This is a genomic window from Bacteroides acidifaciens (genome assembly GCF_903181435.1).
Classification (GTDB): Bacteria; Bacteroidota; Bacteroidia; order Bacteroidales; family Bacteroidaceae; genus Bacteroides.
Window position 1 is genome coordinate 1,064,023 of sequence record NZ_CAEUHO010000001.1, and the last position, 18,616, is coordinate 1,082,638.

Here is an 18,616-nt window from a genome sequence, read left to right on the forward strand (position 1 = left end):
GCGAAACAAAGTATGAGAAATACCTTTTTTGAAGGCATTTTAGAGCCATAAAGTATGAGAAATACATGTAAACATTTTAATTCTCATACTTTATACTTCTAATTATCAGTCGAATACTATTCCCTATGAGAATATGAGAAATGATTTTTCGAAATAGTTTCTAGTAGGAACGGAATCTTTTCATGTGTGCCTATGTATCACTAGGAGAACTAGTCAGTTTGCTTATGGAATAATAAATCTTCTATTCCTCCATATTTCATTCCATGTTATGCCCCTGAATAAGTTTTCGTAACCCTATCCGTTTTTTCAGTATGGGGTTCCAGAATCTTCTGCCTGCTTGTGAAAGTCGTTCTTTGTCTTCTTCTCCTATCCTTTTTCTTTCTCTCTTCGTGCGCGCAACGCGCACGTGTGAATATAATAATGTGTCCTTCCTCTCCCTCTCCTTCACACGCTTGTTTCTTTATTAAAAAACATGTTCTACAACATCATTATCAATCAACGAGTTAGCATAAACATTGAAAAATAATTAGAAAAAAGAGCAGAATATATTTGGAGCATATATGAAAAGGGTGTACTTTTGCACCCGCTTTCCAAGAGAAGAAAGCCTTGATAAAATGACTTAGTGTACAAAGCGCAGGACCGCTTAACGATAAAAACAAAAAAAGTTCCGAAAAAGTTTGGAATAAATAAATAAAAGTTCTTATCTTTGCAGTCCGATTCGCAAAGAAAGCGGTTTTGCTTTTTTTCTTTTATGATTATTCTTTCCCTTTCGCAAGAGAGCCTGAGAAACGAGTTGAAAAGAAAAAACAAAAAAAACTTCCAAAAAAGTTTGGCAGTTAAAATAAAACCTCTTACCTTTGCACCCGCTTTTGAAACGAAAGCGACAAGTTCTTTGAAATATTGATAAACAATACAAGTAGTACAAGTTAAAAAATAGAACCGTCAATACTTGTTTCCCATGTAGCAATACAAGTGAAACACAGGTAATTGAAAAGAGTCAATAAATTGTACGGCATCCTGAACAGAGCAAAAACCTGCCTAACGGCAGATTAACAATACTTTTACAATGAAGAGTTTGATCCTGGCTCAGGATGAACGCTAGCTACAGGCTTAACACATGCAAGTCGAGGGGCAGCATTTTAGTTTGCTTGCAAACTAAAGATGGCGACCGGCGCACGGGTGAGTAACACGTATCCAACCTGCCTCATACTCGGGGATAGCCTTTCGAAAGAAAGATTAATACCCGATGGCATAGTCCTTTCGCATGATCGGATTATTAAAGAATTTCGGTATGAGATGGGGATGCGTTCCATTAGTTAGTTGGCGGGGTAACGGCCCACCAAGACAACGATGGATAGGGGTTCTGAGAGGAAGGTCCCCCACATTGGAACTGAGACACGGTCCAAACTCCTACGGGAGGCAGCAGTGAGGAATATTGGTCAATGGACGAGAGTCTGAACCAGCCAAGTAGCGTGAAGGATGACTGCCCTATGGGTTGTAAACTTCTTTTATATGGGAATAAAGTTTTCCACGTGTGGAATTTTGTATGTACCATATGAATAAGGATCGGCTAACTCCGTGCCAGCAGCCGCGGTAATACGGAGGATCCGAGCGTTATCCGGATTTATTGGGTTTAAAGGGAGCGTAGGTGGATTGTTAAGTCAGTTGTGAAAGTTTGCGGCTCAACCGTAAAATTGCAGTTGAAACTGGCAGTCTTGAGTACAGTAGAGGTGGGCGGAATTCGTGGTGTAGCGGTGAAATGCTTAGATATCACGAAGAACTCCGATTGCGAAGGCAGCTCACTGGACTGCAACTGACACTGAGGCTCGAAAGTGTGGGTATCAAACAGGATTAGATACCCTGGTAGTCCACACAGTAAACGATGAATACTCGCTGTTTGCGATATACAGCAAGCGGCCAAGCGAAAGCATTAAGTATTCCACCTGGGGAGTACGCCGGCAACGGTGAAACTCAAAGGAATTGACGGGGGCCCGCACAAGCGGAGGAACATGTGGTTTAATTCGATGATACGCGAGGAACCTTACCCGGGCTTAAATTGCACCTGAATAACGTGGAAACATGTTAGCCGCAAGGCAGGTGTGAAGGTGCTGCATGGTTGTCGTCAGCTCGTGCCGTGAGGTGTCGGCTTAAGTGCCATAACGAGCGCAACCCTTATCTTTAGTTACTAACAGGTCATGCTGAGGACTCTGGAGAGACTGCCGTCGTAAGATGTGAGGAAGGTGGGGATGACGTCAAATCAGCACGGCCCTTACGTCCGGGGCTACACACGTGTTACAATGGGGGGTACAGAAGGCAGCTACCTGGTGACAGGATGCTAATCCCAAAAACCTCTCTCAGTTCGGATCGAAGTCTGCAACCCGACTTCGTGAAGCTGGATTCGCTAGTAATCGCGCATCAGCCATGGCGCGGTGAATACGTTCCCGGGCCTTGTACACACCGCCCGTCAAGCCATGAAAGCCGGGGGTACCTGAAGTACGTAACCGCGAGGAGCGTCCTAGGGTAAAACTGGTAATTGGGGCTAAGTCGTAACAAGGTAGCCGTACCGGAAGGTGCGGCTGGAACACCTCCTTTCTGGAGCGATGTCGTTCGAAATGACTTTTCAAGGTTCTGTTTTTGTACTACTGGTACTTGTTTATTTATAATATATAGATCGAGCGTCTATAGCAATTATAGATAGAGATAAACAAGAGAAAAAAGAAGCCGAGTCTAACGCAACAGGTAGACAAGGTTGAACTAGTCCTATAGCTCAGTTGGTTAGAGCGCTACACTGATAATGTAGAGGTCGGCAGTTCAACTCTGCCTGGGACTACTCCGAAAACTCTTACGGGGGATTAGCTCAGCTGGCTAGAGCATCTGCCTTGCACGCAGAGGGTCAACGGTTCGAATCCGTTATTCTCCACAGTCTCTGAAAAGAGAAACGATCTTTGACATGATGATAACAAAAAAGTAAAATTTTAGTAAAGAGCTAAAAGTATATATCGAACCGTACGTTCTTAACGTATCAAGATTGCGCAAGCATTCCTCCATACGCTAAGAAGTCAGTTTGAAAGAAAGTAAGCAAGGGCGCATGGCGGATGCCTTGGCTCTCGGAGGCGATGAAGGACGTGATAAGCTGCGATAAGCTTCGGGCAGGTGCAAATAACCTTTGATCCGAAGATTTCCGAATGGGACAACCCGACATTCTGAAGGAATGTCATCCATCCTAGATGGAGGCTAACGCAGGGAACTGAAACATCTTAGTACCTGTAGGAAAAGAAAATAATAATGATTCCCCAAGTAGTGGCGAGCGAACGGGGATTAGCCCAAACCAATGTTGTTACGGCAACATTGGGGTTGTAGGACCACGATGTCGCACGAAATTTGGTGAGAAGAATTCTTTGGAAAATGAAACCATAGACGGTGATAGTCCGGTATTCGAAGCCAAACGAAGCGTAGTGGTATCCTGAGTAGCGCGGGACACGAGAAATCTTGCGTGAATCTGCCGGGACCATCCGGTAAGGCTAAATACTCCCGAGAGACCGATAGCGAACCAGTACTGTGAAGGAAAGGTGAAAAGCACTTCGAACAGAAGAGTGAAATAGTCCCTGAAACCATGCGCCTACAAGCGGTCGGAGCTGCTTAAGCAGTGACGGCGTGCCTTTTGCATAATGAACCTACGAGTTACTTTTTCCGGCAAGGTTAAGAATCTAGAGATTTGTAGCCGAAGCGAAAGCGAGTCTGAACAGGGCGATAAGTCGGAAGGAGTAGACGCGAAACCAAGTGATCTACCCTTGGGCAGGTTGAAGGTTAGGTAACACTAACTGGAGGACCGAACCGATAAGCGTTGAAAAGCTTCCGGATGACCTGAGGGTGGGGGTGAAAGGCTAATCAAACTTGGAGATAGCTCGTACTCCCCGAAATGCATTTAGGTGCAGCCTTGTGAGTTACTAATGTGAGGTAGAGCGACTGATAAGATGCGAGGGCTTCACCGCCTATCAAGTCTTGATAAACTCCGAATGCGCATTAGTCCTATCACAGGAGTGAGGGCATGGGTGCTAAGGTCCATGTCCTAAAGGAGAAGAATCCGGACCATCAGCTAAGGTCCCCAAATAATTGCTAAGTTGAACTAACGAAGTCAGATTGCTAAGACAGCTAGGATGTTGGCTTGGAAGCAGCCATTCATTTAAAGAGTGCGTAACAGCTCACTAGTCGAGGAGTTTGGCGTGGATAATAATCGGGCATCAAGCAATTTACCGAAGCTATGGGATGTGCAAACATCGGTAGGGGAGCATTCCACTCTGCGTTGAAGGTGAAGCGTGAGCTTTGCTGGAGCGTGTGGAAAAGCAAATGTAGGTATAAGTAACGATAAAGGGGGTGAGAAACCCCCTCGCCGAAAGACTAAGGTTTCCTGATCAACGCTAATCGGATCAGGGTTAGTCGGGTCCTAAGGCTCAGCCGAACGGTGAGGCCGATGGCAGAACAGGTTAATATTCCTGTACTACCTCAAGGAGTGACGTGGAGACGGAGCAGTGACAGCGTCGCGGACTGACGGAATAGTCCGTTGAAGGGTGTAGACGTTGATTATCCCAGGCAAATCCAGGATAAGAGTCGAACCTGATAGTATACTAAATTCTTCGGAATGCGGTAATAGTGCGTGTAAACATACTCCCAAGAAAATCCGCTAAACTTAATCTTTGAGGTACCCGTACCGCAAACGGACACACGTAGTCGGGTTGAATATACTAAGGCGCTTGAGTGATTCACGGTTAAGGAACTAGGCAAATTGACCCTGTAACTTCGGGATAAAGGGTCCCTACGGCGACGTAGGGCGCAGAGAATAGGTCCAGGCAACTGTTTAACAAAAACACAGGGCTGTGCCAAATTGAAAGATCACGTATACAGCCTGACACCTGCCCGGTGCTGGAAGGTTAAGAGGAGATGTCATCGCAAGAGAAGCATTGAATTGAAGCCCCAGTAAACGGCGGCCGTAACTATAACGGTCCTAAGGTAGCGAAATTCCTTGTCGGGTAAGTTCCGACCTGCACGAATGGTGTAATGATCTGGACACTGTCTCAACCGTGAGCTCAGTGAAATTGTAGTATCGGTGAAGATGCCGATTACCCGCGATGGGACGAAAAGACCCCGTGAACCTTTACTATAGCTTAACATTGAATTTGGGTAATTGATGTGTAGGATAGGCCGGAGACTTTGAAGCGCAGACGCCAGTTTGTGTGGAGTCGCTGTTGAAATACGGCCCTTTGATTATTTGAGTTCTAACCCGTGGATGCGGGGACACTGTTTGGTGGGTAGTTTGACTGGGGTGGTCGCCTCCAAAAGTGTAACGGAGGCTTCTAAAGGTGCCCTCATGACGATTGGTAACCGTCAGTAGAGTGTAATGGCATAAGGGCGCTTGACTGGGAGACAGACACGTCGATCAGGTAGGAAACTAGAGCATAGTGATCCGGTGTTTCCGCATGGAAGGGACATCGCTCAAAGGATAAAAGGTACTCCGGGGATAACAGGCTGATCCCTCCCAAGAGCTCATATCGACGGAGGGGTTTGGCACCTCGATGTCGGCTCGTCACATCCTGGGGCTGGAGAAGGTCCCAAGGGTTGGGCTGTTCGCCCATTAAAGTGGCACGCGAGCTGGGTTCAGAACGTCGTGAGACAGTTCGGTCTCTATCTATCGTGGGCGTATGAAATTTGCGTGGCTCTGACACTAGTACGAGAGGACCGTGTTGGACTGACCGCTGGTTTACCAGTTGTGCCGCCAGGTGCATCGCTGGGTATCTAAGTCGGGATTGGATAAGTGCTGAAAGCATCTAAGTACGAAGCCAGCCACAAGATTAGATTTCTTAGGGTCGTCAAAGACGATGACGTTGATAGGATGCAGGTGTAAAGGTGGTAACATCATAGCCGAGCATTACTAATTGCCCGTTCACTTTCTTATCAAGCTTGTACGTGTCGCGATATATACGTTTAGCTGTTGCTGATTTTACTTTTTCATCATGTCATAACCTTATTCAGGTGGTTATAGCACGAGGGTTCCACCTCTTCCCATTCCGAACAGAGAAGTTAAGCCTCGTCACGCCGATGGTACTGCGTAACAGTGGGAGAGTAGGTAGCCGCCGTTTTAAAGAAGAGTCTCCTTGATTCAGTAATGAGTCAAGGGGATTTCTGTGTTTATATACCTTCACATTGAGAAATAATACTTTGTTTTTGTTATATAATCTGTAATATATCCGTTTTAGTATTCCATTTGCCGTTTTCGGTATTTTCTTGTTTTCAGATGTCTTTTAGATTCTCTATATTTGCTTTCTCGCCTGATAAAATCAGAAAAAGTATCATTTAGTTATTTTTTCTTTTCATCTTTCTCTTTTTTATCAAATTGATTTTTGTAAATTTGGCGAGAATCTAAGAAAGGTACACAATTAATACAGTAATAATACTAAATACTCCTGTTAATATGGAAAACAAAATTCAAGAGTTGACCGATAAGATTTATCGTGAAGGCGTGGAAAAAGGAAACGAAGAAGCGCAGAGACTTATCGCGAATGCTCAGGAAGAAGCAAAAAGAATCATTGAGGATGCTCGCAAAGAAGCGGAATCAATTGTAAATTCCTCTCGTAAATCTGCCGACGAATTGGTGGAAAATACAAAATCAGAGTTAAAACTGTTTGCAGGTCAGGCTGTAAATGCACTCAAATCTGAGGTAGCTACTATGGTAACTGACAAGTTAGTAACTACTTCTGTGAAAGATTTTGCACAGGATAAAGATTATCTGAATGCGTTTATCGTTGCACTAGCTTCTAAATGGAGTGTTGACGAACCTATCGTTATCTCGACTGCTGATGCAGAATCACTGAAAAAGTATTTTGCAGCTCATGCGAAAGCTTTATTGGATAAAGGAGTGACTATACAGCAAGTAAACGGTATCAAGACTTTATTCACTGTTTCTCCTGCGGACGGTTCCTATAAGGTGAACTTCGGAGAAGAAGAATTCATGAATTACTTCAAAGCGTTCTTGCGTCCTCAATTAGTAGAAATGCTATTTTAAAAGAAGCGACTATGAGTAGTAAGTACTATTACTTGGTAGCAGGTTTGCCGGAACTTTCGCTGGAAGACAGCAAATTGAGCTATACAGTAGCCGATTTTAAAACTGAAATTTACAACGGATTGTCTGCTTCGGACCAGAAGTTGATTGACTTGTTTTATCTGAAGTTTGACAACACAAATGTGCTGAAACTTCTCAAAGATAAGGAAGCGGAAATCGACAAACGGGGAAACTACTCTGCTGCGGAACTCACCGAATACATTTCTATTCTAAGAGAAGGCGGAGAAATCAGTCCAAAAGAATTTCCGGCTTATCTTTCTACATTTATCATTGATTATTTGAATACACCTGCCGAAAGCACGATATTGCACGAAGACCATCTGGCTGCATTGTATTATGAATATGCTATGAAATGTGGAAATAAGTTTATTTCTGCCTGGTTTGAATTTAACCTCAATATCAATAATATCCTTGTCGCATTTACGAGCCGTAAATTCAAATGGGATATTGCTTCCAATGTCGTAGGAAACACGGAGGTATGCGAAGCTTTACGTACATCGAGTGCCCGCGACTTCGGATTGTCCGGTGAGGTGGATGTTTTTGAATCGTTGGTGAAAATCAGTGAGATTTCGGAATTGGTGGAACGTGAGAAGAAACTCGATGCTTTGCGATGGAACTGGATAGATGATGCTATCTTCTTTGATTATTTTACCATCGAACGTATTTTCGCTTTCTTGTTGAAGCTGGAAATGATTGAACGGTGGATTTCATTGGATAAGGAGAGAGGAAATCAGTTGTTCAGAAATATCATCGAATCGCTGAAGAACGAAGTGCAGATCCCTGCAGAATTCAGATAATAAATTATTAAAAATATATGGCAACAAAAGGAACTGTTAGTGGCGTTATTGCCAACATGGTGACCCTCGTCGTTGACGGACCGGTAGCTCAGAATGAGATTTGTTATATCTCGACCGGTGGCGATAAGTTGATGGCGGAGGTGATTAAGGTCGTAGGTTCACATGTATATGTCCAGGTGTTCGAAAGTACCCGTGGACTGAAAGTGGGCGCCGAAGCCGAATTTACAGGACACATGCTTGAGGTTACATTAGGCCCGGGTATGTTATCGAAAAACTATGATGGTCTGCAAAATGACCTCGATAAGATGGATGGAGTTTTCCTGAAGAGAGGACAATATACGTATCCGTTGGATAAAGAGCGTATATGGCATTTCGTACCATTGGTGAATGTAGGTGACAAAGTGCAGGCTTCTGCATGGTTGGGACAGGTGGATGAAAACTTTCAGCCGTTGAAAATAATGGCCCCGTTCACTATGAAGGGAACGGCTACCGTAAAAACAATCATGCCGGAAGGTGATTATAAGATAGAAGATACTATCGCAATCCTGACAGACGAAGAAGGTAATGATATTTCTGTAACTATGATTCAGAGATGGCCCGTAAAACGTGCGATGACGAATTATAAGGAAAAACCGCGTCCTTTCAAATTGTTGGAGACTGGTGTACGTGTGATTGATACGCTGAATCCGATTGTGGAAGGTGGTACGGGATTTATCCCCGGTCCGTTCGGTACAGGTAAAACGGTGCTTCAGCATGCTATCTCTAAGCAGGCGGAAGCGGATATCGTTATCATTGCAGCTTGCGGTGAACGTGCGAATGAGGTGGTGGAAATCTTTACCGAGTTCCCCGAACTGGTAGACCCGCACACAGGACGTAAATTGATGGAGCGTACTATTATTATCGCCAATACTTCTAACATGCCGGTTGCTGCCCGTGAAGCATCTGTATATACAGCGATGACACTGGCGGAATATTACCGTTCAATGGGATTGAAAGTCTTGTTGATGGCTGACTCTACTTCCCGTTGGGCGCAGGCTCTGCGTGAGATGTCCAACCGTATGGAAGAGTTGCCTGGTCCAGATGCTTTCCCGATGGATATTTCGGCTATTATCTCCAACTTCTACGGTCGTGCGGGATATGTAAAACTTAACAATGACGAAACGGGCTCTATTACATTTATCGGTACAGTATCTCCTGCCGGTGGTAACTTGAAGGAGCCGGTAACTGAAAATACGAAGAAGGTAGCCCGCTGTTTCTATGCTTTGGAACAGGACCGTGCCGATAAGAAACGTTATCCGGCAGTGAATCCGATTGATTCTTATTCAAAATATATCGAATATCCGGAATTTGAAGAGTATATCAAAGGTCATATCAACGGTGAATGGATTGGAAAAGTCAATGAGCTTAAGACCCGTTTACAACGTGGTAAGGAAATTGCCGAACAGATCAATATCCTCGGTGACGACGGTGTACCAGTAGAATATCACGTGATCTTCTGGAAATCTGAATTGATTGACTTTGTAATCCTGCAACAGGATGCATTCGACGAAATTGATGCGGTAACTCCGATGGAACGTCAGGAAGACATTCTGAACATGGTAATCGACATCTGTCATACGGAATTTGAATTTGATAACTTCAATGAAGTAATGGACTACTTCAAGAAGATAATTAATATCTGTAAGCAGATGAACTATTCGAAGTTCAAGTCAGAACAGTATGAAGGATTCCAGAAACAACTGAAGGAATTGATTGAAGAGAGGAAACTTCAATCGTAAATCGTAAATTGTTAAATCGTAAATAAGTAAGATGGCAACAAAAGCTTTTCAAAAGATATATACCAAGATTACTCAGATTACCAAGGCTACTTGTTCGTTGAAAGCGACAGGGGTAGGGTATGACGAGCTTGCCACCGTGGACGGTAAACTGGCACAGGTGGTTAAGATTGCCGGTGACGATGTCACTTTGCAGGTATTTGAAGGTACGGAAGGTATTCCGACCAATGCCGAAGTAGTATTTCTCGGCAAATCGCCTACATTGAAAGTGAGTGAGCAGCTGGCCGGACGTTTCTTCAATGCTTTCGGTGACCCGATTGATGGAGGTCCGGATATTGAAGGACAGGAAGTGGAAATTGGTGGTCCGTCTGTGAATCCGGTTCGGCGTAAACAACCGTCGGAACTGATTGCAACGGGTATTGCCGGTATCGACTTGAACAATACGCTGGTATCCGGTCAGAAGATACCATTTTTTGCCGATCCGGACCAACCGTTCAACCAGGTAATGGCAAACGTGGCCTTACGTGCTGAAACGGATAAGATTATCCTCGGTGGTATGGGTATGACGAATGACGACTACCTGTACTTTAAGAATGTGTTCTCTAATGCCGGTGCGCTCGACCGTATCGTGAGTTTCATGAATACGACCGAAAACCCACCGGTAGAACGTTTGCTGATTCCGGATATGGCATTGACTGCTGCTGAATATTTTGCAGTAAATAATAATGAGAAAGTGCTGGTACTGTTGACCGATATGACGAGCTATGCTGATGCGTTGGCAATCGTATCCAACCGTATGGACCAGATTCCGTCTAAAGACTCTATGCCGGGATCACTTTACTCGGACTTGGCGAAGATTTACGAAAAGGCGGTGCAGTTCCCTTCCGGCGGTTCAATCACCATTATTGCGGTGACTACTTTGTCCGGTGGAGATATTACGCACGCTGTGCCTGATAATACGGGTTATATCACTGAGGGCCAGTTATTCCTGCGTCGTGATAGTGATATCGGTAAGGTTATTGTTGACCCGTTCCGTTCATTGTCTCGTTTGAAACAGCTGGTTACTGGTAAGAAGACGCGTAAAGACCATCCGCAGGTGATGAATGCCGCTGTACGTCTCTATGCAGATGCCGCTAACGCTAAGACGAAGATGGAAAATGGTTTCGACCTGACAAACTACGACGAACGTACGTTGGCTTTTGCGAAGGACTATTCCAATCAGTTATTGGCTATTGATGTTAACCTTGATACAACTGAAATGCTGGATGTTGCTTGGGGCTTGTTCGGTAAATACTTCCGTCCGGAAGAAGTGAATATCAAGAAAGAATTGGTGGATCAATACTGGCCAAAACAAAATAATTAGACGATTAGACGATTTACCATTTATGATTGAAGTTTGTTAATTGTAAATGGTCATAAAAGTAATTTCAATCGTAAATAGTTAAATAGTAAATAGAACATCGTGGCTATAAAGTTTCAATATAACAAAACCTCTCTTCAGCAGCTCGAAAAGCAACTGAAAGTGCGAGTGCGTACGCTTCCTATCATTAAGAATAAGGAAAGTGCCCTCCGCATGGAAGTGAAACGCTGTAAAACGGAAGCTGCCGATCTGGAGGATAGGCTCGAACAACAAATTCAAGCCTACGAAGCCATGTTCGCCCTTTGGAATGAGTTTGACGCTTCATTAATAAAGGTGAATGATGTTCATCTTGGCGTGAAAAAGATTGCGGGTGTGCGTGTACCGTTGCTCGAGAATGTAGAATTCGAGATACGTCCGTACAGTATGTTTAATGCTCCCAAGTGGTATGCCGACGGTATCCATCTGTTGGAAGAGTTGGCTCATACAGCAATTGAACGTGAATTTATGCTCGCCAAGCTGAACTTGTTAGAACATGCAAGGAAAAAGACCACTCAAAAGGTGAACCTTTTTGAGAAGGTGCAGATACCGGGCTATCAGGATGCATTGCGAAAGATCAAGCGATTTATGGAAGATGAAGAAAACCTGTCGAAATCTTCGCAAAAGATCATGAAATCCCATCAAGAAAAAAGGAAGGAGGTAGAGGCATGATTACAAAAATGAAGAAACTCACATTCCTGGTTTATCATAAAGAGTATGAGCTGTTTTTGCAAAAAATCCGTGAGTTAGGAGTTGTTCATATTGTAGAAAAGCAGTTGGGCGAAATGGATGATGACTTGCAACAGTTTATCCAAAAACGCGTTCTGTACAAGAATATGCTTCAAAACATGTATGCTTGGGCGGATAAACAACCGGATGAAACGATCTATGCGGAACAGTCGGCTGATGTTTTGACGAAGGAATACGACGAGTTGCAGGTAAGAATACAAGATTTGAACCAGCAATTACCTGCCATTTCCAAAGATATAACACAGATGGAAATGTGGGGAGATTTCGATTGGCAGTCCGTTCAGCGGTTAGAAAAAGCAGGTTTGTATGTACGTTTCTATACTTGTCCGGAGAAAGAGTTTGACGAAGTGTGGGTGAAAGAACACAATGCCATCATTATAAATGAACAAGGTGGAGTGATCTTTTTTATGACTGTGACTTCGCAAGCGGTGGAACTGGAAAGAGAGTCTCTTCGTTTGCCTTCTTTGAGTCTGTCCGAATTGAGACAGAAACAGGCAAAAACGGAAGAGATGCTTGTACAGGCAAAGGATGCACTGAAAGCTTTCTGCAAGAAGAATTATCGTACACTGGAGAAATGTAGTATTCAACTTGAGGGCGATATCGATTTGCTGAAAGTGAAACGCAACAGTCGGGAAATGGCCGAAGGCGTAGTTGTGTTGTTGGAAGGATGGATTCCGGAAGATAATCAGCACGAAGTGCAGACATTGCTTGATAATAGCAGCGTATATTATGAAATACGTCCTGCTACACGTGAAGACAACGCGCCTATCAAATTGAAAAACAATGCCTTCACTCGTATGTATGAGGTGCTTACCAAGATGTATGGTATGCCTGATTATGCTGAGTTTGATCCGACTCCTCTTGTGGCTCCTTTCTTTTCGCTTTTTTTCGCCTTTTGTATGGGAGATGCAGGATATGGGCTGGCATTGATACTTTTAGGTCTCTTCTTGAAGAAGAAAATGCCGGAATCGATGCGGGGAATGATGAATTTGGTCATAACGTTAGGTATTTTCACGTCTGTTATCGGAACCATATTGGGTACATTCTTCGGAGTCAACTTGTTTGACTTAGAGTTGCCGGATCAATTGAAGCAATTCATGATTGTCGGTAAAATTGGTGAAACTACGTATGACAAACAAATGTTGCTGGCACTTATTATTGGTGTGGTGCATATTTGTATTGCTATGCTGGTGAAGGCTATCGGACAGACAGTACGATTCGGCTTCAAGGAGTCGTTGAGCGCATGGGGATGGTTGTTGCTTGTGGTAGGTTTTATTGCTACGGGAGGCTTGTCCTTTTTCAAGGTCATTTCAGAAGACGTATCAACATGGGCATTTATTGTGATAGGTGGAATTTCGGCTATTGGTATTTATCTGTTGAATAACATTCATCGCAATATATTCGTTAATATCGGTGCCGGTGTATGGGATACTTACAATATGGCCACCGGACTGATGGGTGATGTGCTTTCTTACATTCGTCTGTATGCTTTAGGACTGGCAGGCGCTATGCTTGGTGGAGTATTTAATCAATTGGCATTTATGGTGAATGACGCTGCGGGTCCGGTATTAGGCTGGATTTTGTGCGGTGTGATATTAATATTCGGGCATACACTGAATATTGCCATGTCTTGTTTGAGTGCCTTTGTGCATCCGCTTCGTCTTACGTTTGTCGAATATTTTAAGAATTCAGGTTATAATGGTAAGGGTGAAGCCTATAAACCATTTGCTACAGTAAAAAAATAATTAATTAAAAAATAAATAAAATAATAAAGTTATGAATGAAGTTTTAGGTTATTTAGGATTGGGCTTGATGTTGGCCCTTGCGGGAATTGGTAGTTGTTTTGGTACAACGATTGCAGGAAATGCGGCAGAAGGCGCTTTGAAGAAAGACCCTTCAAAATCTGCAGGCTATATGATTTTGTCTGCACTTCCGGCTACTCAAGGTCTTTATGGATTTGTTGCTTTTCTGATGTCAATGGGTAGAGATTTTGCAACGGAAGGTCCTTTGATGTTGGGTATCGGTTTAGGTGTAGGACTTGTTTGTCTGTTCTCTGCCATTCGTCAAGGCCAAGTATGTGCAAATGGTATTCTTGGAATTTCTCAAGGCCATGATGTACAAACCAATACAATGATTTATGCGGCTCTTCCTGAGTTTTATGCTATTTTGGCATTGGTAGCAGCGTTGATGGTATAATATTCAAATTTATGTAGTTTTTCTACGTAAATCATTTTTTTAGGATTTATTTCCTAAAAAGCGGTAAGTCCCCTTGTTCATGCAGCTTTGCATGTACAAGGGGATATTCTTTTTTCATTGTAGGACAACGTTTCTTTCCTCTTCTTAACTCATATTTTTTGTATAAAGTATTATTTTTCAAAGAATAATGTGTACTTTTGCACTCGCATACTAAAAAGAGTTTTAATATATTATATGGTAAAAGATTTATTAACCCCCGATTATATCTTCGAGTCCAGCTGGGAAGTATGTAATAAAGTAGGAGGGATATATACCGTCTTGTCGACACGGGCAAATACATTGCAGGAAAAGTTTCGTGATAGAATTTTTTTCATAGGTCCTGATGTGTGGCAAGGAAAAGAAAATCCCCTATTCATCGAGTCGGATAATCTGTGTGCCGCTTGGAAAAAGCACGCGCTTGAGAAAGACGAACTTTCTGTTCGTATCGGTCGATGGAATATCCCCGGTGAACCCATAGTCATTCTGGTCGATTTCCAACCTTTTTTTGAGAAAAAAAACGATATATACACAGAAATGTGGAATCGTTATCAAGTAGATTCGTTGCACGCTTACGGTGATTACGACGAAGCGTCTATGTTTTCGTATGCTGCGGGCAGGGTAGTGGAGAGTTTCTATCATTACAACTTGACAGAAACGGACAAGGTAGTATATCAGGCTCACGAGTGGATGACGGGAATGGGAGCACTTTATGTACAGGAAGTTGTGCCCGAAGTGGCTACTATCTTTACGACCCATGCTACTTCTATCGGTCGTTCTATCGCAGGTAATCACAAGCCGCTGTATGACTATCTCTTTGCCTACAATGGCGACCAGATGGCTCAGGAACTGAATATGGAATCGAAACATTCGATTGAAAAACAAACCGCGCATTATGTAGACTGCTTTACTACAGTTAGCGAAATCACCAACAACGAATGTAAGGAGTTGCTGAACAAACCAGCGGATGTAGTCCTTATGAACGGGTTTGAGGATGATTTTGTGCCGAAAGGGAGCACATTCACCGGAAAGCGTAAACGTGCGCGTACTTTGATGTTGAATGTGGCAAATAAATTATTGGGAACAAATCTGGATGACGATACGTTAATTGTCGGAACGAGTGGAAGATATGAGTTCAAGAACAAAGGAATCGACGTGTTTTTGGAATCATTAAACCGCTTGAACAGAGACAAGAATTTGCATAAGAATGTGTTGGCGTTTATCAATGTTCCCGGTTGGGTGGGCGATCCCCGTGAGGATTTGCAGGAACGCTTGAAGAGCAAGAAAAAGTTCGATACTCCACTTGAAGTACCGTTCATTACCCATTGGCTGCATAATATGACTCACGACCAGGTATTGGATATGCTGAAATATTTAGGAATGGGCAACAGACCGGAAGATAAGGTAAAGGTTATTTTCGTTCCTTGCTATTTGGACGGTCGTGACGGTATTATGAACAAGGAGTATTATGATATATTGCTGGGACAGGATTTGAGTGTTTATGCTTCCTATTACGAACCTTGGGGGTATACCCCGTTGGAAAGCGTAGCATTCCATGTGCCGACAATCACTACTGACCTGGCAGGATTCGGGCTTTGGGTAAATAGCTTGAAAAACCAGCATGGCATTAATGATGGAGTAGAAGTGCTGCATCGTTCGGACTATAATTATTCGGAAGTGGCGGATGGTATCAAGGATACGATTACATTGTTTGCCGATAAGACGGAAAAAGAAGTGAAGGAAATCCGCAAGCGTGCTGCTGAAGTAGCGGAACAGGCTTTATGGAAACACTTCATACAATATTACTATGAGGCTTATGACATTGCCTTGCGCAATGCTATGAAGCGTCAACTGAGTTAAGAAACTATTATTCATCAATAAGTAAACAAAAACATTATGAAAATCAAAGTTAGTAATGTGAATACTCCCAACTGGAAAGAGGTTACTGTGAAATCACGTATACCGGAAGAGTTGGAGAAGTTGTCTGAAATCGCACGCAACATTTGGTGGGCATGGAATTTTGAAGCGACTGAACTGTTTAGAGATCTAGATCCGGAACTTTGGAAAGAATGTGGACAGAATCCAGTACTGTTGTTGGAACGTATGAGCTATGAAAAGCTGGAAGCACTGGCAAAAGACAAAGTGATTCTGAAAAGAATGGATGAAGTTTATACGAAATTCAAGGATTACATGGATGTGAAGCCGGATGAGCAACGCCCATCTGTAGCTTATTTCAGTATGGAATATGGCTTGAGCAGCGTCCTGAAAATATATTCCGGTGGTCTGGGTGTATTGGCTGGTGACTATCTGAAAGAGGCTTCTGACAGCAATGTTGATTTGTGTGCGGTAGGTTTCTTGTATCGTTACGGTTATTTTACTCAAACATTGTCCATGGACGGACAGCAGATAGCTAACTACGAAGCGCAGAACTTCGGCCAGCTTCCTATCGACCGTGTAATAGATGCAGACGGAAAGCCGTTGGTGGTAGATGTTCCTTATCTGGATTATTATGTTCATGCTAATGTATGGCGTGTTAATGTAGGACGTGTCTCTTTGTATCTGTTGGATACAGATAACGAAATGAACAGCGAGTTCGACCGTCCTATCACTCACCAGCTTTATGGCGGTGACTGGGAAAACCGTCTGAAACAGGAAATTCTGTTAGGTATCGGTGGTATCCTGACATTGAAGGCATTGGGGATCAAGAAAGATATTTATCACTGTAATGAAGGACATGCTGCATTGATTAATGTTCAGCGTATCTGTGACTACGTAGCTACCGGATTGACATACGATCAGGCTATCGAGCTGGTTCGTGCTTCTTCTCTTTATACGGTTCATACACCGGTTCCGGCAGGACACGACTATTTTGACGAAGGCTTGTTCGGTAAATATATGAGTGGCTATCCTGCAAGAATGGGTATCACTTGGGACGACTTGATGGATCTCGGACGTAACAATCCGGGTGATAAGGGCGAACGTTTCTGTATGTCTGTCTTTGCTTGCAACACTTCTCAGGAAGTGAACGGTGTAAGCTGGCTGCACGGAAAAGTTTCTCAAGAAATGTTCTCTTCTATCTGGAAAGGTTATTTCCCCGAAGAAAGTCACGTAGGATATGTGACGAACGGTGTTCACTTCCCGACTTGGAGCGCAACGGAGTGGAAAGAACTGTACTTTAAATATTTCAACGAAAACTTCTGGTTCGATCAGTCTAACCCTAAGATTTGGGAAGCTATTTACAATGTGCCCGATGAAGAAATTTGGAAGACTCGTATGACGATGAAGAATAAGTTGGTTGACTATATCCGCAAGTCATTCCGCGATACTTGGTTGAAGAACCAGGGAGATCCTTCACGTATCGTTTCACTGATGGATAAGATCAATCCGAATGCATTGTTGATTGGTTTCGGTCGTCGTTTCGCTACTTACAAACGTGCACACTTGCTGTTTACTGACTTGGAACGTCTTTCTAAGATTGTGAACAATCCTGACTATCCGGTACAGTTCCTGTTTACAGGTAAGGCTCACCCGCACGATGGAGCAGGACAGGGCTTGATTAAGCGTATTATTGAAATTTCTCGCCGTCCTGAATTCCTGGGCAAGATTATCTTCCTCGAAAACTACGATATGCAGTTGGCTCGTCGTTTGGTTTCCGGTGTTGATATTTGGTTGAATACTCCGACTCGTCCGTTGGAAGCATCCGGTACGTCAGGTGAAAAAGCATTGATGAACGGTGTTGTCAACTTCTCTGTGTTGGACGGATGGTGGCTGGAAGGTTACCGTGAAGGTGCAGGTTGGGCGTTGACTGAAAAACGTACTTACCAGAATCAGGAACATCAGGATCAATTGGATGCTGCTACTATTTACAGCATTCTTGAAACTGAAATTATGCCGTTGTATTATGCACGCAACAAGAAAGGATATTCTGAAGGCTGGATCAAGGTCGTTAAGAATTCTATCGCACAGATTGCTCCTCATTATACAATGAAACGTCAGTTGGATGATTACTTTAATAAATTCTATTGCAAGCAAGCTAAACGTTTCGCTGTTTTGGCTGCTGATGACAATGCGAAAGCAAAAGAAATCGCAGCTTGGAAAGAAGAAGTGGTTGCTAAATGGGATTCTATCGAAATCGTATCTTGCGATAAGGTAGAAGAACTGGCAAAAGGCGATATCGAAAGCGGAAAAGAATATACTATTACTTACGTAATTGATGAGAAAGGCTTGAATGATGCAATAGGACTCGAACTGGTAACGACTTATACAACTGCTGACGGTAAGCAGCATGTTTACTCAGTAGAACCGTTCAGCGTAATCAAGAAGGAAGGTAATTTGTACACATTCCAGGTTAAACATAGCTTATCAAATGCAGGTAGCTTCAAGGTGTCTTACCGTATGTTCCCGAAGAACTCGGATCTTCCACACCGTCAGGACTTCTGCTACGTACGTTGGTTTGTCTGATTGAGAATAAAGTAGGGGAGAGTAAATCTCTCTGCTACTTTCATATATAAAATTCAGCCCCTGTATTCTTTAAGATTACAGGGGCTGATCT

General features: G+C 43.3%; 9 protein-coding genes, 2 tRNA genes and 3 rRNA genes. All 14 read left to right on the top strand.

The genetic code is table 11. The features are described 5' to 3' along the window. The first annotated feature begins 1,063 nt into the window (after positions 1–1,063). The 14 genes from CLIN57ABFB40_RS04300 (at position 1,064) to CLIN57ABFB40_RS04365 (ending at position 18,525) form a co-directional block, all read left to right on the top strand. Positions 1,064–2,592, top strand: a 16S ribosomal RNA gene (locus CLIN57ABFB40_RS04300). Positions 2,593–2,756: 164 nt separating this feature from the next. Beyond that, a tRNA-Ile gene (locus CLIN57ABFB40_RS04305) sits at positions 2,757–2,830 on the top strand. 16 nt (positions 2,831–2,846) lie between these two features. Further along, positions 2,847–2,920: transfer RNA gene (locus CLIN57ABFB40_RS04310), tRNA-Ala, on the top strand. 148 nt (positions 2,921–3,068) lie between these two features. Then, a 23S ribosomal RNA gene (locus CLIN57ABFB40_RS04315) occupies positions 3,069–5,950 on the top strand. A 73-nt stretch (positions 5,951–6,023) separates the two neighbouring features. Next, a 5S ribosomal RNA gene (gene rrf / locus CLIN57ABFB40_RS04320) occupies positions 6,024–6,134 on the top strand. Together the 16S, 23S and 5S rRNA genes with 2 tRNA genes alongside form the textbook arrangement of a ribosomal RNA operon. Positions 6,135–6,466: 332 nt before the next feature. After that, positions 6,467–7,057: a V-type ATP synthase subunit E family protein gene (locus CLIN57ABFB40_RS04325; protein ID WP_175629036.1), complete on the top strand. Its 591-nt coding sequence runs from the start codon at positions 6,467–6,469 to the stop codon at positions 7,055–7,057. 11 nt (positions 7,058–7,068) lie between these two features. After that, positions 7,069–7,911 (top strand): DUF2764 family protein, encoded by an 843-nt coding sequence (locus CLIN57ABFB40_RS04330; RefSeq protein ID WP_175629037.1) that lies wholly within the window; start codon positions 7,069–7,071, stop codon positions 7,909–7,911. 17 nt (positions 7,912–7,928) lie between these two features. After that, positions 7,929–9,689, top strand: coding sequence for a V-type ATP synthase subunit A (locus tag CLIN57ABFB40_RS04335; protein ID WP_120469453.1), 1,761 nt, complete (start codon positions 7,929–7,931; stop codon positions 9,687–9,689). A 31-nt stretch (positions 9,690–9,720) separates the two neighbouring features. Then, positions 9,721–11,049: a V-type ATP synthase subunit B gene (locus CLIN57ABFB40_RS04340; RefSeq protein ID WP_024986614.1), complete on the top strand. Its 1,329-nt coding sequence runs from the start codon at positions 9,721–9,723 to the stop codon at positions 11,047–11,049. A gap of 99 nt (positions 11,050–11,148) precedes the next feature. Continuing rightward, positions 11,149–11,754, top strand: coding sequence for a V-type ATP synthase subunit D (locus tag CLIN57ABFB40_RS04345; protein ID WP_004297640.1), 606 nt, complete (start codon positions 11,149–11,151; stop codon positions 11,752–11,754). After that, positions 11,751–13,577 carry a V-type ATP synthase subunit I gene (locus CLIN57ABFB40_RS04350; RefSeq protein ID WP_175629038.1) on the top strand — a complete coding sequence of 609 codons (1,827 nt, stop codon included), beginning with the start codon at positions 11,751–11,753 and terminating at the stop codon, positions 13,575–13,577. The genes CLIN57ABFB40_RS04345 and CLIN57ABFB40_RS04350 overlap by 4 nt, the downstream gene beginning before the upstream one ends. Before the next feature lie 31 nt (positions 13,578–13,608). Continuing rightward, entirely contained in the window at positions 13,609–14,028 is a 420-nt protein-coding gene (locus CLIN57ABFB40_RS04355; protein WP_024986612.1) for an ATPase, read from the top strand. A gap of 234 nt (positions 14,029–14,262) precedes the next feature. Next, positions 14,263–15,924 (top strand): glycogen/starch synthase, encoded by a 1,662-nt coding sequence (locus CLIN57ABFB40_RS04360; RefSeq protein ID WP_175629039.1) that lies wholly within the window; start codon positions 14,263–14,265, stop codon positions 15,922–15,924. Positions 15,925–15,960: 36 nt separating this feature from the next. After that, complete coding sequence (locus tag CLIN57ABFB40_RS04365; RefSeq protein WP_175629040.1) at positions 15,961–18,525, top strand: glycosyltransferase family 1 protein; 2,565 nt, start codon at positions 15,961–15,963, stop codon at positions 18,523–18,525. Positions 18,526–18,616 lie beyond the last annotated feature (91 nt).

Bases quoted from the DNA above. Each gene is read 5' to 3' on its own strand.
- CLIN57ABFB40_RS04330 (WP_175629037.1), top strand. From the start codon at position 7,069: ATGAGTAGTAAGTACTATTACTTGGTAGCAGGTTTGCCGGAACTTTCG.
- CLIN57ABFB40_RS04325 (WP_175629036.1), top strand. From the start codon at position 6,467: ATGGAAAACAAAATTCAAGAGTTGACCGATAAGATTTATCGTGAAGGC.
- CLIN57ABFB40_RS04360 (WP_175629039.1), top strand. From the start codon at position 14,263: ATGGTAAAAGATTTATTAACCCCCGATTATATCTTCGAGTCCAGCTGG.
- CLIN57ABFB40_RS04365 (WP_175629040.1), top strand. From the start codon at position 15,961: ATGAAAATCAAAGTTAGTAATGTGAATACTCCCAACTGGAAAGAGGTT.
- CLIN57ABFB40_RS04350 (WP_175629038.1), top strand. From the start codon at position 11,751: ATGATTACAAAAATGAAGAAACTCACATTCCTGGTTTATCATAAAGAG.
- CLIN57ABFB40_RS04340 (WP_024986614.1), top strand. From the start codon at position 9,721: ATGGCAACAAAAGCTTTTCAAAAGATATATACCAAGATTACTCAGATT.
- CLIN57ABFB40_RS04335 (WP_120469453.1), top strand. From the start codon at position 7,929: ATGGCAACAAAAGGAACTGTTAGTGGCGTTATTGCCAACATGGTGACC.
- CLIN57ABFB40_RS04355 (WP_024986612.1), top strand. From the start codon at position 13,609: ATGAATGAAGTTTTAGGTTATTTAGGATTGGGCTTGATGTTGGCCCTT.